The sequence below is a fragment of the Prescottella sp. GW823-FHT02E09 genome (genome assembly GCF_058797375.1).
Genome location: NZ_JBXAJP010000001.1, coordinates 818,913 through 831,947, shown reverse-complemented (window position 1 = coordinate 831,947; position 13,035 = coordinate 818,913). Strand labels below are relative to the sequence as shown.

The following is a 13,035-nucleotide window of genomic DNA, read 5'->3' as shown; positions in this document are numbered from 1 at the left end:
TGTCACCGCGGTGCGCTCGCCCAGGTGTAACGCACCTGGGGCCGCCCGGCGCGGCCGTACTCGGTCTGCCGGGCGACGATGCCGTCGTCGGCGAGGCGTTCGAGGTAGCGCCACGCCGTCACTCGTGACACCCCCACGGCCGCGGCGACCTCCGCGGCCGTCATCGGCCGATCGGCGTCCCGGACACACACCCCGATGAGGTCCGCAGTCTGCGGTGCAACACCTTTCGGTGCTGTGGCCCGCTCGTCGGCGGTGCGGAGCACTGCCATCGCACGGTCGATGTCGCGCTGACTCGCAGCGGTACCGCCCCGTGACAGTGCCGCCCGGAACTCCCGGTAGTGCTCGAGCTTGTCGCGCAGCGCGGCGAACGTGAACGGCTTGAGCAGGTAGAGCACCACACCGCGGGTCACGGCCGTGCGCACCACCTCGAGATCCCGGGCGGAGGTGACGGCGATGACGTCCGGGCTCGGACGCAGCCCGCCCAGCGCGCTCGCGAGATCGAGCCCGTTCGCGTCGGGCAGTCCGATGTCGAGCAGAACGAGATCGATCGGGTCGTCGCCCACGGTCGCATCGGTGACGGCGCGCATCGCGGCATTCGCGGTGTGGACGACGCCGTGGACCGAGAAACCTTCCATCCGTTCGACATACGAGCGGTGAGCCTCTGCGATCAGCGGCTCGTCCTCGACGATCAGGACCCGGATCATCGCTCACCGCCGCCGGTTGCCGTCCCCTTCAGCGGGATCTCGACCACCAGCATGCCGGCGAGTGACGGCTCGGTCCGCAGCCGTCCACCGTGACTGGTCACGACCTGCGCCACGAGCGCCAGTCCCAGACCGCGCTGCATCGCGGGTCGCCCGTCGACCTGCTTGGTCGAGTACCCGCGGGTCAGGGCACGCGCGAGCGTGTCGGGATCCATGCCGGGTCCGCTGTCCGCGACTCGGATCACCAGCATCGAATCCTCCCTCGCGACGGTCACTTCCACCCACGGGGTGCCGTCCCCCGTGTCGGCGGAGCGGGCGGCGTCGATCGCGTTGTCGAGCAGGTTGCCCACCACAGTGACCAGTTCCAGCGGGGTCAGCGTGGTCAGCGGGCCGAGGGCCGTGTCCTCGGTGACGGTCAGTTCCACCCCGTGCTGGGCGGCCTCGTTGACCTTACCGAGCAGCAGTGCGGCCAGCGCCGGTTCGTGCACCGCCGCGATGAGCCGGTCGATCAACTGCTGCGACGTCGCCAACTCGGCGGTGGTGAAGGCGACGGCCTGGTCGTGGTGACCCAGCTCCACCATCGTCACGATCGTGTGCAGCCGGTTGGCGTACTCGTGGGCCTGCGCACGCAGCGACTCGGCGACGCTGCGCGCGGAGTCGAGTTCGCCCAGCGCATTCTGCAGCTCGGTGTGGTCGCGCAGCGTCACGACGGTGCCGATCCGTCGGCCCTCCCACAGCACCGGTGCGCGGCCCACGACCAGGACGCGGTCGGCCGTCACGTGCACCTCGTCGTGCTCCTCGTCGGAATCCGGGCCGATCCGCCGCAGCGTCTCCGGCAGCTGGTCGAGAGTGATCGGCCCTTCCGGTAGCCACAGCAGACGGCGGGCCTCGTCGTTCACGACGTCCACTCGGACCGCCCCGTCGCGGTCCCGCCCGAACACGATCAGGCCCTCGCCGATGGAGCGGAGCACCGCATCGTGGTGCTCGTACAGCCGGCGCAACTGGTCCGGATCGAGCCCCAGCGTCTGGCGCCGGAGACGGTTGCTCACCAGCGTCGCGCCGAGCGCGGCGAGCCCGACGGCGATCGCCACGATCCCCAGCAGCGACGGCAGACCCCGCACGAACTCCTCCCCGATCCGGTCGCGGGTGACGCCGACCGAGACCAGTCCGATCACGGCGTCGCCGTCACGAACCGGGGCGACGGCGCGGATCGACGGCCCCAACGATCCGGTGTACGTCTCGGTGAAGGTCGCACCCGCGAGTGCCTGCTCGGTGTGGCCCTCGAACTTCTGTCCGATCAGCGTCGCGTCGGGGTGCGTGTAGCGGGTGCGGTCCTGAGCCATCACGACGATGAAATCGGTGTCGGTGGCGGCGCGGATCCGTTCGACCTCGGGCTGCAGCAGCGCGCTGGGATCGGGACTGCGCAGCGCGTCGATCGTAGACCCGGACAGTGCGACGGTCTCTGCGATGCCCGTCACCTCCCGGCGGATCGCGTCGTCCGAATCGGAGCGCTGGTCGAGAATCGCGAGCACCGAGAGTGCGCCGATGACCACCGTCAACACGACGAGCTGCAGGATCAGCAGCCGTCGCGCGACGCTCATCGGCTTGCGGGACACGGCCCCGGGCACGGCATTCCTCTCGTGAAACTAATGAACACAAACTTCACCGGCACCTCGATCGCGACCAGCATTCTCTGACGAGCCCGGCGTGACCGCGATCACTCGAAGATCATTCGCCTCGGCTCGTCGAGAAACCACCCGAGCAAGAGGACACCTCATGAGCACGAGTGCAACAGGGAAACCGGGCGCCGCGCAACCGACGCCGCAACCGGCCGACAAGAAGAAGTCGCGCGACCGCACCCACTGGCTGTACGTCGGCGTCGTCGTCGCCGTGATCGGCGGCATCCTCGTCGGATGGCTCCTGCCTGACGTCGGCCGGTCGTTCGGTGTGCTCGGCACGATGTTCGTCGATCTGATCAAGATGATGATCAGCCCCGTCATCTTCTGCACCATCGTCCTCGGCATCGGATCGGTCCGCGCGGCGGCGAGCGTCGGCAAGGTCGGCGGACTCGCGCTCGCCTACTTCATCGGCATGTCCACCGTCGCGCTCGGCATCGGACTGGTGGTCGGCAATCTGCTCGACCCCGGCACCGGCCTCGACATCTCCGCCGACACCGCGAGCAGCGGTGCGGCACTGGCGGAGCAGGCGCACGCCGCGGGCGGCACCATGGACTTCATCGCGTCGATCATCCCGACGTCGCTGCTGTCGGCACTGACCGAGGGCAGCGTGCTGCAGACCCTGTTCGTCGCGCTGCTCGTCGGGTTCGGCCTGCAGGCGATGGGCAAGCAGGGCGAGCCGGTGCTGCGCGGCATCGGTTACATGCAGAAGCTGGTGTTCAAGATCCTGTCCATGATCCTGTGGCTCGCGCCGATCGGTGCGTTCGGCGCGATCGCGAACGTCGTGGGTCAGACCGGTCTCGGTGCCGTCGTCCAACTCGGCGCGCTCATGCTCGGTTTCTACCTGACGTGCCTGATCTTCGTCTTCGGTGTGCTCGGCAGCATCCTGCGCGCCGTCGCCGGGGTCTCCATCTTCAAGCTCGTGCGCTACCTGGCACGGGAGTACCTGCTGATCTTCGCGACCTCGTCGTCGGAATCGGCGCTGCCGCGGCTCATCGCGAAGATGGAGCACGTCGGTGTCGACCGCACCACCGTCGGTGTCGTCGTGCCCACCGGCTACTCGTTCAACCTCGACGGCACCGCGATCTACCTGACGATGGCGTCGATCTTCATCGCCGACGCGATGGGACAGCCGCTGTCGCTGACCGAACAGCTCTCGCTGCTGGTCTTCATGATCATCGCCTCGAAGGGTGCCGCCGGCGTGACCGGCGCGGGACTGGCGACCCTCGCGGGCGGCCTGCAGAGCCATCGCCCCGAACTGCTCGACGGCGTCGGCCTGATCGTCGGCATCGACCGGTTCATGTCCGAGGCGCGAGCGGTCACCAACTTCTCCGGCAACGCCGTCGCGACACTGCTGGTCGGCACGTGGACGAAGTCCGTGGACACCGAACGGGTCCGCGCCGTGCTGTCCGGTGAACTGCCGTTCGACGAGGCGAGCATGGTCGACGACGGCCACGGCGACCAGCCGTCGGCTCCCGCCGAGAGGGAGGGCGGTCACACGCCGACACCGGTTCCCGTCGAACGGGAGATGGTGCACGCCTGATGTTCGTGGGACGGATGGCATTTCCGACGCAGGGCGAGCGCGCGTGGCCGCGGCACGAGTCCGACGGTTTCGCTAGGTTGGTGCCCATGACGAGCCCCCTCCAGAACATCACGATCGACACCCTCGGTGGCGTGCCGACCAGCCTCGGCGAGTACGGCGGCCGCGCCGTCCTCGTGGTGAACGTCGCCTCCAAGTGCGGTCTGACCCCGCAGTACACGGCCCTCGAGAAGCTGGCCTCGGAGTACGCCGAGCGCGGCCTCTCCGTGATCGGCGTGCCGTGCAACCAGTTCATGGGCCAGGAGCCGGGCACGCCGGAGGAGATCCAGACCTTCTGCTCCACCACCTACGGCGTCACCTTCCCGCTGACGGAGAAGATCGAGGTCAACGGCGAGAACCGGCACCCGCTGTATGCCGAGCTCACCCAGGCCGCGGACGCAGACGGCGAGGCCGGCGACATTCAGTGGAACTTCGAGAAGTTCCTCATCGCCCCCGACGGCACCGTCGCCAACCGGTTCCGTCCGCGGACCGAGCCCGACGCCCCCGAGGTGATCGCGGCGATCGAGGCCGTGCTGCCCCGCTAGGTCGTCCGTTCCCTTCAGACGGCGCCCACCCTCATTCGTCCACCGAATGTGTGTGTGGGCGCCGTCTGTCGTTCACCTGCAGCTGCCACCCTCGACGTCATGACCGGACAGGTGATCGTGTCGGTGTCGGGGATCAGAGACGAGACGCTCGACGTCGTCGCCGAGTTCGCGGCCGAGATGGACCGCCGAGCCGTCCCGCTGTCGCTCCTGGTCGCGCCGCGACTCAAGGACAAGTACCGACTGGTCTCGGACCCGGGCACGCAGGAATGGCTCCGCGGCCGACGCGACCGCGGAGACGCAATCGTTCTGCACGGCTACGACCAGGCCGCAACCAAACGGCGTCGGGCCGAGTTCGCGCTGCTGCCCGAGCACGAGGCACGGCTGCGGCTGCTGGCCGCAGACCGGGTGCTCGAGGAGGTGGGGCTGCGGACCCGGTTGTTCGCGGCGCCGCGCTGGGTGGCCTCGCCCGGGGCCGTCGCGGTCCTGCCGACCAACGGTTTCCGGCTGCTCGCCGGGATGAGCGCGGTCCGTGACCTCGCGAACGGGACGAGTGTGCGCAGCCACGTGATCGGTCTCGGCGACGGCTTCCGCGCCGAGCCGTGGCGGTGCCGCGCCATGGTGCTCGGCGCGTCCCGCGGCGCCCGGCGGGGACGACTGGTCCGGCTGGCGATCTCCGCGAAGCAGCTGGCCAAGGTCGGTCCCCGGCAGGCCGTGCTGGACGCCGTCGACCTGTCGTTGCACCACGGTGCCCGGCCGGACGTCTACCGTTGGCCGCTGCGCGAGGGCGTGCGCGAGGTGGCGTGAGGCGTCAGATCCCCATCGACCGGGCGATCATCGGCCAGTTGTTGTGGAGGTCGTCCTGCCAGTAGCCCCACGAGTGGGTGCCGCCGGGCTTGAAGTCGAAGGTTGCCGGGATGTTCAACTGCGCGAGACGATTCGCGAGGTTGCGGGTGCAGTAGTTGGTGGCCGCCTCGATCACACCGCCGACGATCATCTGGTTGGCCAGTGCAATCGGCCGGCCGTCGATGCCGGGGCCGTCCAACGTCTCGTGATGACCCGGCAGGCCGGAGCCGGTGGTGATGTAGAGCTCGGTGCCGCGGAGGCCCTCGGCGTTGACCACGGGATCGTTGTCGATCCACCCCTGTCCGTCGAGCGGGCCCCACATGTTGGTGATGTCGACGCCGCCGCGGACACCGGTCACCACCTTGATGGCGTTCTGGCCCGCCCACGTGCTGGTCTCGGCGCAGCCGCTGTACGAGCCGACACTCTTGTAGAAGCCGGGCTTGGCGATCGCGTAGTTCAGCACCGACGTCGCGGTCATCGAGATCGCGGCGATCGACTGCACCCCGTTGGTGCCGAAGGCGTCGTCGATGACGGGCGGGAGTTCCTCGAGCATGAAGGTCTGCCACTTCTGGCGACCGAGCTTCGGATCGTCGGCGACCCAGTCGGTGTAGTAGCTGAACGCGCCCTCGAGCGGGGTGACGACGTTGACGTTCTTGTCCACGAAGAAGTCCATGACGTCGGTCTGCCGCTGCCAGGTGGCGCGGTCCTCGCCGCCTCCGGTGCCGTTGACGAGGTACAGCGTCGGGCGCGGCACGCTCCGGTCGGCGGGGAGGATGACCTCGAGCGGGATGTTGCGGTCCATCGACGGCGAATACACCGAGATGGTGACCTTGCGGTCGGAGTTCTTCGTGGTGCTCACCAGGTAGGAACCCGAAACGTCCGTCGCGGCGGTCACTTTCGGGGCGGACGTGTCACCACCGGCGGACGCCGTCGCCGGCACCGCGAGCAGCGACGCGGACACGACCACCGCGGCGGCCAGGACGCGGGCGCACCCGAGCGTCGAATTCCCCATGCGAATATCCTCCCCTGAGAAGCGAATTCGCCGTGCATCACCGATGAGTGCCACGGCCGATCGTCGACCGAGATGCCGAACAACCCCGCTGAGCACGGCATTCGTGCAGCACAGTACATACGGAAATGCCCCGGGTGTCCCGATCGGCGATTCCGGTTCGAGATTCACCCGGGGTTTCACATCGTGCAGACCGGCGGGTCAGGACACCTCGACGCTCGATTCCTCGGGCAGGACTCGGAATTCCGTTCCGCCCGGGCCCATTTCGGTGAGCCGGCCGTAGTAGATGCCCCGGGCCTCCTTCGCCACCACACCCTGGTGGATCGGGACCGCGACCCGCGGGTGCACCGCGCGCAGGTAGTCGACCGACTCGGAGATCTTGAGCCACGGCGCCGCCGCCGGCACCGCGAGGACGTCCACCTTCTGTTCGGGAACGAACAGCGAGTCGCCCGGATGCATCAGCTTGGCCGGGTTCTCGGCGTCACCCAGCAGGTACGCGGTGTTGTCGATCAACGGGATCTCCGGATGGATCACCGCGTGCGTGCCGCCGGTGCCGGTGACCTGCACCTCGCCGACGTTGAACACGTCGCCGGGATACACCGCAGTCCACGCCTCGCCGAGCAGCGCTGTCGTCTGCGGGTCGGCGTACAGACCGGCGCCGGGATTCGCGTCCACCAGCGCGGGCAGCCGAGCCGGGTCGGCGTGGTCGGGATGCTGATGCGTGATCAGGATGGCGTCGAGGCCCGTGATCCCTTCGAATCCATGCGAGAAATTGCCTGGATCGAACAGGATCTTCGCGCCGTCGAGCTCCACCAGGACACAGGAATGGCCGAAGTGCGTCAGTCGCATGAGACGAGTATGCGGGATCACACCGGGCGGCGGGGTTCCGTCCGACGTTCACTCGATGCGGAGCCGCCCCGGGCAGCCCGGTAAACTCCTGGATGCCCGGTGCGATCCCGGGCGCAAACCAGCCATAGCGAGGAGCAGCACGTGGCCCGTGTCGTTGTCGATGTCATGCCCAAGGCCGAAATTCTCGACCCGCAGGGGCAGGCCATTGTCGGGGCGCTGTCCCGACTCGGTCATGCCGGCGTGTCGGATGTTCGCCAGGGTAAGCGTTTCGAGCTCGAGGTCGACGACACCGTCAGCGACGACGAGCTCGCCAAGATCGCCGAGTCGCTGCTGGCGAACACGGTGATCGAGGACTGGAAGGTCACGCGAGTCCAGTGAGCGCGCGCATCGGAGTCATCACCTTCCCTGGCACGCTCGACGACGTCGACGCCGCCCGCGCCGTCCGCCTCGCCGGTGGCGAGGCCGTCAGCCTGTGGCACGGCGACGCCGACCTCAAGGGTGTCGACGCGGTCATCGTCCCCGGTGGCTTCTCCTACGGCGACTACCTGCGCTGCGGCGCCATCGCGCGCTTCGCGCCGGTCATGGGTGAGGTCGTCGAGGCTGCCGACGGTGGCATGCCGGTCCTCGGCATCTGCAACGGCTTCCAGGTGCTGTGCGAGGCAGGACTGCTGCCGGGCGCACTGACCCGCAACGCCGGCCTGCACTTCATCTGCCGCGACCAGTGGCTGAAGGTCGAGTCCAACTCGACCGCGTGGTCCTCGCGCTACGAGGTCGGCGCCGAGATCCTCGTGCCGCTCAAGTCGGGTGAGGGCCGCTACCAGGCGTCCGAGCAGGTACTCGACGAGCTCGAGGGCGAGGGCCGCGTCGTGTTCCGCTACGCCGGCGACAACCCGAACGGTTCGCAGCGCGGCATCGCAGGCATCGCGTCGGCCAACGGTCGCGTCGTCGGCCTCATGCCGCACCCCGAGCACGCCACCGAGTCGCTGACCGGCCCGAGCGACGACGGCCTGGGCATGTTCTACTCCGCGCTCGAGAGTGTGCTGACGGCCTGAGTTCCGCACAACGACGTCGACAGGGGCGGACCGGTTTTCCGGTCCGCCCCTGTCGTTTCGTTGCGGTTCGGCACGGCGCCGACGACTGCGGCGATCAGGGGAACCCGTCGGGGGATGCGGGTGATCACGGTGGCGACCACGGCGCCGGCAGAGGCTCCGCTGACCCGGTTGCGTGCGCGAGTGACCCGATGGTCGCCGCGGGCAGTTGGCTCGCGGGCCGGCGTGGTCGTCTTGGCGCGAGCATTTCGAGACCTGAAGGGACCCTCCGGCCGCTGCGAGCGACCGAAGGGTCCCGTCGTCTGTGCGGAAGTGGGTACGCGAACCGACTCGGTTCGCTAGCGTCCCGCGCATGATCACCACTGTCGTATGGGGCACCGGCAACGTCGGCCGCGCAGCGATCCGCGCGGTACACGCCAACCCGCACCTGGAGCTGTCCGCGGTCGTCGTACACAACCCCGAGAAGGTGGGACGCGACGCCGGCGAGTTGGGCGACGTCGGCGAGCACCTCGGTGTCGCAGCCACTACCGACATCGACGACGTCCTCGCGGCCCGGCCCGGCGCGGTGGTCTACGCGGCCTCCGGCGACATCCGGCCGGACGACGCGCTCGCCGACATCGTCCGCGCGCTGCGCACCGGCGCGGTGGTGGTGACGCCGTCGCTGTACCCGCTCTACGACCACCGCAGCGCGCCGCCGGAGCTGCGGGATCCCGTCCTCGAGGCGATCCGGCTGGGCGGCGGTTCGCTGTTCGTGTCCGGGGTGGACCCGGGCTGGGGCAACGACGTGCTGCCGCTGCTGATCAGCGGGCTCGGCTCCACCGTCGACACGATCCGCTGCCAGGAGATCTTCGACTACGCGGACTACGACCAGCCCGATTCGGTGCGCTACCTGGTCGGGATGGGCCAGCCGATGGACTACGCGCCCCCGATGATCGCGCCGACCGTCCCGACCATGGTGTGGGGCGGCCAGATCCGGCTGATGGCGCGGGCACTCGGGCTCGACCTCGACAAGGTGGGCGAGACCGTCGAACGGCGTGCCCTCGAGTCGGATGTCACGACCACGTCGATGGGGGACTTCGCCGCCGGCACCCAGGGCGCCCTGCGGTTCGAGGTGCAGGGCATCGTCGACGGCATCCCGCGGATCATCGTCGAGCACGTCACCCGGATCCATCCGTCGTGTGCGCCCGACTGGCCGACACCACCCGACGGCGGCGCGGGCGCACACCGCGTGATCATCGAGGGGCGCCCGCGGATCGAGGTCACCGTCGAAGCCACAGACGAGGGCGGCAGCCGCGCGGCCGGCGGCAACTCCACGGCTGTCGGGCGCCTGGTCAACGCGATCGACTGGCTCGTCGCGGCCGAACCCGGACTGTACGACGCGCTCGAGGTGCCGCTGCGACCGTCGCCGTCGATGCTGCCGCGCAGCTGAGCCCCCGAGCGGACGCTGTCGACGAGTGGTGAGAATCGGCACCACACGACGGCCTCGGCGGAGCACACTGGGCGCCATGAACATAGACATTCCAGAAGGCAAGGACCCGGTCGGCTACGTGTGGGGCGAGATGGTCCCCGAGATCGGGGTCGCCGCCTCGAAGTTCTCGCTGTCCGTGTACGCGAACTCGACGCTGGACCTGCGCGAGTTCGAGGCCGCCCGGCTGCGGATCGCGCAGATCAACGGCTGCATCGTCTGCATGGACTGGCGCACCGAGCGCGACGGGCAGAAGGTGGAGGACGACTTCTTCGAGTCCGTCGAGAACTGGCGCACCACCGACGCGTTCGACGACCGTGTCCGACTGGCCGCCGAGTATGCCGAGCGGTACGCGCTCGACCACCACAACCTCGACGACGAGTTCTGGGAGCGGATGAGCGCTCGGTACAGCCAGGCCGAGATCGTCGAGCTGTCGATGTGCCTCGGCTCCTGGATCGCGTTCGGCCGGCTCAATCACGTGCTGGGGCTGGACACCGTCTGCGCGCTGCCCGGCAGCTGAGCCGCGTCAGACGGCCGGGGCCGGCGGCAGCGCGTCGAGGAAGTCCTCGCTGGGTGCGAAGAACAGCGAGCCGGTGACCGCGACCGAGAAGTCCAGCAGCCGATCGTAATTGCCACGGGGGCTGCCGAGGAACATGTTCTCGAGCATCCGCTCGGTGATCGCGGGCGTTCGGCAGTAGCCGATGAAGAACGTGCCCATCTCGTCGCCGACCCGGCCGTACGGCATGTTGGCCCGCAGGATCTCGAGCGCGTTGCCGTCCTCGTCCTTGATCGCGTTGAGGGCGACGTGCGAGTTGGCCGGCTTGACGTCGTCGGTCATCTCGACGTCGTCGATCTTGCTGCGCCCGATCACGCGTTCCTGCTCGTCGACGGGCAGCGCCTCCCAGTCGGTCATCGTGTGCACGTAGCGCTGGATGTGCACGTACGAGCCGCCGGCGAACTCCGCATCCTCCGCGCCGACCGTGACCGCCGCGACGGCCTGCTGCCCGCTGGGGTTCTCGGTACCGTCCACGAACCCGATGAGGTCGCGGTTCTCGAAGTACTGGAATCCGTGCACCTCGTCCACGACCGTGGCCGCGCCGTCGAGACGCTTGACGATCCGGTGGGCCAGCTCGAAGCACGCGTCCGGCGTCTGGGCCCGGATGTGGAACAGCAGATCACCCGCGGTCGACGGTGCGACGTGCTTGTCGCCGCGCAGTTCGACGAACTCGTGCAACTGTGCCGGTCGCGGCCCGGTGAACAACCGGCCCCATGCGGCGGATCCGATCGCGACCACCAGTTCGAGGTTGGAGCCGGGGACCCGCAGACCCACGGCCCGACCCATCCCGGTGACCTCCGCGAGCAGGTCCCGGGCCGTCGACTCCCCGCCGGGTGACACGGTGGCGACGAGGAAGATCGCGGCCGGGGACAGCGGGGTGGCCACCGGTTGGGACCGGTGGAGGGACGTGTCGTTCATCGGGACTCCGGTTCGTGCAGTCGATCTGGGCGTGGCCAATCTAGCGGCCGCGTCCGACGGCGGATTGTCGGAGGCGCGCGCTAACGTCCGACCATGACGCTGACACTGGGAATGATCACGTTCGATTCGACGGATCCCGGGCCGCTCGCGCGGTGGTGGGCAGGGCTGACGGCTGGCGCGGTCGAAGAGGAGAACGACGGCTGGTTCTACGTGGTCGGCGTTCCCGGCTGGGGGCACAAACTCGGATTCCAGAAGGTCGACGACCCGACGCCGGGCAAGAACCGGGTCCACCTGGACCTGGTCGCCCCCGAGCTGGACGCCGAGGTCGAGCGGCTGCTCGCGGCGGGCGCCACCGAGGTGCACCGGGAGACCATGGACGGGTTCCGGTGGGTGGTGTTCGCGGACCCGCAGAGCAACCAGTTCTGTGTCTCGGGAGCGCACTGATCCGGGTACTGCATGATTGTCGGTATGCCATCGATTACGCAGGCTGACGCCCAGGGACTGTGCGCCTTCGTCGACGCGTCGCCGTCTCCGTTCCACGTGTGCGCGACCGTCGCGGCCGAGCTGACCGAGAACGGCTTCACCGAGCTGCGCGAGACCGAGGCGTGGCCGTCCGCGCCCGGACGTTACTTCCTGATCCGCGGCGGGTCGTTGATCGCATGGAGCACTGAGGCGACGGCCGGCGCGGCAGTTCCTTCGCGGCCGTTCCGGATCGTCGGCGGGCACACCGACAGCCCGAACCTGCGGGTGAAGCAGCACCCGGATCTGGTGTCGGCCGGCTGGCGGATGGTGGGCCTCGAGCCGTACGGCGGCGCGTGGCTCAACTCGTGGCTCGACCGCGATCTGGGCATCTCGGGCCGCCTCAGCGTCCGGTCGGGGGACGCGGTCGAGGAGGTGCTGGTCCGCGTCGATCGGCCGATCCTGCGGGTGCCGCAGCTGGCGATCCACCTGTCCGAGGAACGCAAGGGCGTGCAGCTGGACCCGCAGCGGCACGTCAACGCCGTGTGGGGGACCGGGACCGAACCCCGGTCGTTCATCGGTTTCCTCGCCGGCGTGGCGGGAGTGGCGGCCGAATCGGTGCTCGGCTGGGAGTTGATGACCCACGACCTGGCGCCCAGCGTGGTGGTCGGCGAGGACCAGTCCCTGGTCAGCGCGCCGCGACTCGACAACCAGGGCACCTGCTACGCCGGAACGCAGGCGCTGCTCGCCGCTGTCGCCGAACCGGGCGAGTGCACCCCGGTGCTCGCACTGTTCGACCACGAGGAGGTGGGCAGCATGTCGGACCGCGGCGCCTTCTCCGATCTGCTGAACTCCGTCCTCGAGCGGATCGTCCTGCTCCGCGGTGGTGGTCGCGAGGACTTCCTGCGGGCGATGTCCGGCTCGGTGTGCGCCTCCGGCGACATGGCCCACGCCACCCACCCGAACTACCCGGACCGGCACGAGCCCGCGCACCGCATCGAGATCAACGGCGGTCCGGTCCTCAAGGTCAACCAGAATCTGCGCTACGCCACCGACGCGAGCGGGTCCGCGGAGTTCGCGCTCGCGTGTGATCGCGCTGGAGTGCCGTTGCAGCGTTACGTGCATCGCGCCGACCTGCCGTGCGGATCGACGATCGGACCTATCACCGCGTCCCGGACCGGGCTGTCCACCGTCGACGTCGGCGCCCCGCAGTTGGCGATGCATTCGGCGCGAGAACTGATGGGCGCCCGCGACATCGGCATGTACGCCGACGCACTCGCGGCGTTTCTCACGCCTGTTCAGTAAGGGTGAGTTTTCGCGTTCTGCTGCGAAACTGGACGGTAGTTCAGTAAGAAGGATGCGCGGCTGTGCCGAAGCGATTCGCTC

General features: G+C 69.0%; 14 protein-coding genes. 9 read left to right on the top strand and 5 right to left on the bottom strand.

The features are described from left to right. Positions 1-2: 2 nt before the first annotated feature. Together AC1RIF_RS04120 and AC1RIF_RS04115 are read right to left on the bottom strand one after the other, a co-directional pair. On the bottom strand, positions 3-704 hold the full coding sequence (locus AC1RIF_RS04120; RefSeq protein ID WP_492600073.1) for a response regulator: 702 nt from the start codon (positions 702-704) through the stop codon (positions 3-5). Next, positions 701-2,302, bottom strand: a complete 1,602-nt coding sequence (locus AC1RIF_RS04115; protein WP_492600139.1) for a sensor histidine kinase — start codon at positions 2,300-2,302, stop codon at positions 701-703. Before AC1RIF_RS04115 ends, AC1RIF_RS04120 begins: the two co-directional genes overlap by 4 nt. Before the next feature lie 175 nt (positions 2,303-2,477). Between AC1RIF_RS04115 and AC1RIF_RS04110 the strand changes: the two genes are divergently transcribed. The 3 genes from AC1RIF_RS04110 (at position 2,478) to AC1RIF_RS04100 (ending at position 5,305) form a co-directional block, all read left to right on the top strand. Continuing rightward, positions 2,478-3,920 carry a cation:dicarboxylate symporter family transporter gene (locus tag AC1RIF_RS04110; protein WP_492600072.1) on the top strand — a complete coding sequence of 481 codons (1,443 nt, stop codon included), beginning with the start codon at positions 2,478-2,480 and terminating at the stop codon, positions 3,918-3,920. A gap of 86 nt (positions 3,921-4,006) precedes the next feature. Beyond that, the gene (locus AC1RIF_RS04105; protein WP_492600071.1) at positions 4,007-4,501 is read left to right on the top strand and encodes a glutathione peroxidase; all 495 of its coding nucleotides are present in this window, start codon (positions 4,007-4,009) and stop codon (positions 4,499-4,501) included. Between the two features lie 99 nt (positions 4,502-4,600). Continuing rightward, entirely contained in the window at positions 4,601-5,305 is a 705-nt protein-coding gene (locus AC1RIF_RS04100) for a DUF2334 domain-containing protein (protein WP_492600070.1), read from the top strand. A gap of 4 nt (positions 5,306-5,309) precedes the next feature. On the opposite strand, the gene AC1RIF_RS04095 is transcribed toward AC1RIF_RS04100, so the two are convergent. Then, on the bottom strand, positions 5,310-6,356 hold the full coding sequence (locus tag AC1RIF_RS04095; protein WP_492600069.1) for an alpha/beta hydrolase: 1,047 nt from the start codon (positions 6,354-6,356) through the stop codon (positions 5,310-5,312). A gap of 198 nt (positions 6,357-6,554) precedes the next feature. Then, positions 6,555-7,202, bottom strand: coding sequence for an MBL fold metallo-hydrolase (locus AC1RIF_RS04090; RefSeq protein WP_492600068.1), 648 nt, complete (start codon positions 7,200-7,202; stop codon positions 6,555-6,557). A 141-nt stretch (positions 7,203-7,343) separates the two neighbouring features. Here AC1RIF_RS04090 and purS point away from each other — a divergent pair, with 141 nt between their 5' ends. The 4 genes from purS (at position 7,344) to AC1RIF_RS04070 (ending at position 10,236) form a co-directional block, all read left to right on the top strand. Continuing rightward, positions 7,344-7,580 carry a phosphoribosylformylglycinamidine synthase subunit PurS gene (gene purS / locus AC1RIF_RS04085; protein WP_114720701.1) on the top strand — a complete coding sequence of 79 codons (237 nt, stop codon included), beginning with the start codon at positions 7,344-7,346 and terminating at the stop codon, positions 7,578-7,580. Next, a complete protein-coding gene (gene purQ, locus AC1RIF_RS04080; protein WP_492600067.1) occupies positions 7,577-8,254 on the top strand; it encodes a phosphoribosylformylglycinamidine synthase subunit PurQ in 678 nt (225 codons plus the stop codon). Before purS ends, purQ begins: the two co-directional genes overlap by 4 nt. Positions 8,255-8,603: 349 nt before the next feature. After that, a complete protein-coding gene (locus tag AC1RIF_RS04075; protein ID WP_492600066.1) occupies positions 8,604-9,680 on the top strand; it encodes an NAD(P)H-dependent amine dehydrogenase family protein in 1,077 nt (358 codons plus the stop codon). A gap of 76 nt (positions 9,681-9,756) precedes the next feature. Then, a complete protein-coding gene (locus tag AC1RIF_RS04070; RefSeq protein WP_492600065.1) occupies positions 9,757-10,236 on the top strand; it encodes a carboxymuconolactone decarboxylase family protein in 480 nt (159 codons plus the stop codon). A 6-nt stretch (positions 10,237-10,242) separates the two neighbouring features. On the opposite strand, the gene AC1RIF_RS04065 is transcribed toward AC1RIF_RS04070, so the two are convergent. After that, on the bottom strand, positions 10,243-11,190 hold the full coding sequence (locus AC1RIF_RS04065; RefSeq protein WP_492600064.1) for a Dyp-type peroxidase: 948 nt from the start codon (positions 11,188-11,190) through the stop codon (positions 10,243-10,245). A 93-nt stretch (positions 11,191-11,283) separates the two neighbouring features. On the opposite strand from AC1RIF_RS04065, the gene AC1RIF_RS04060 reads away from it, so the two are divergent. Together AC1RIF_RS04060 and AC1RIF_RS04055 are read left to right on the top strand one after the other, a co-directional pair. Next, positions 11,284-11,634 (top strand): VOC family protein, encoded by a 351-nt coding sequence (locus AC1RIF_RS04060; protein WP_492600063.1) that lies wholly within the window; start codon positions 11,284-11,286, stop codon positions 11,632-11,634. Positions 11,635-11,658: 24 nt separating this feature from the next. Next, positions 11,659-12,954 (top strand): M18 family aminopeptidase, encoded by a 1,296-nt coding sequence (locus tag AC1RIF_RS04055; protein WP_492600062.1) that lies wholly within the window; start codon positions 11,659-11,661, stop codon positions 12,952-12,954. Positions 12,955-13,035 lie beyond the last annotated feature (81 nt).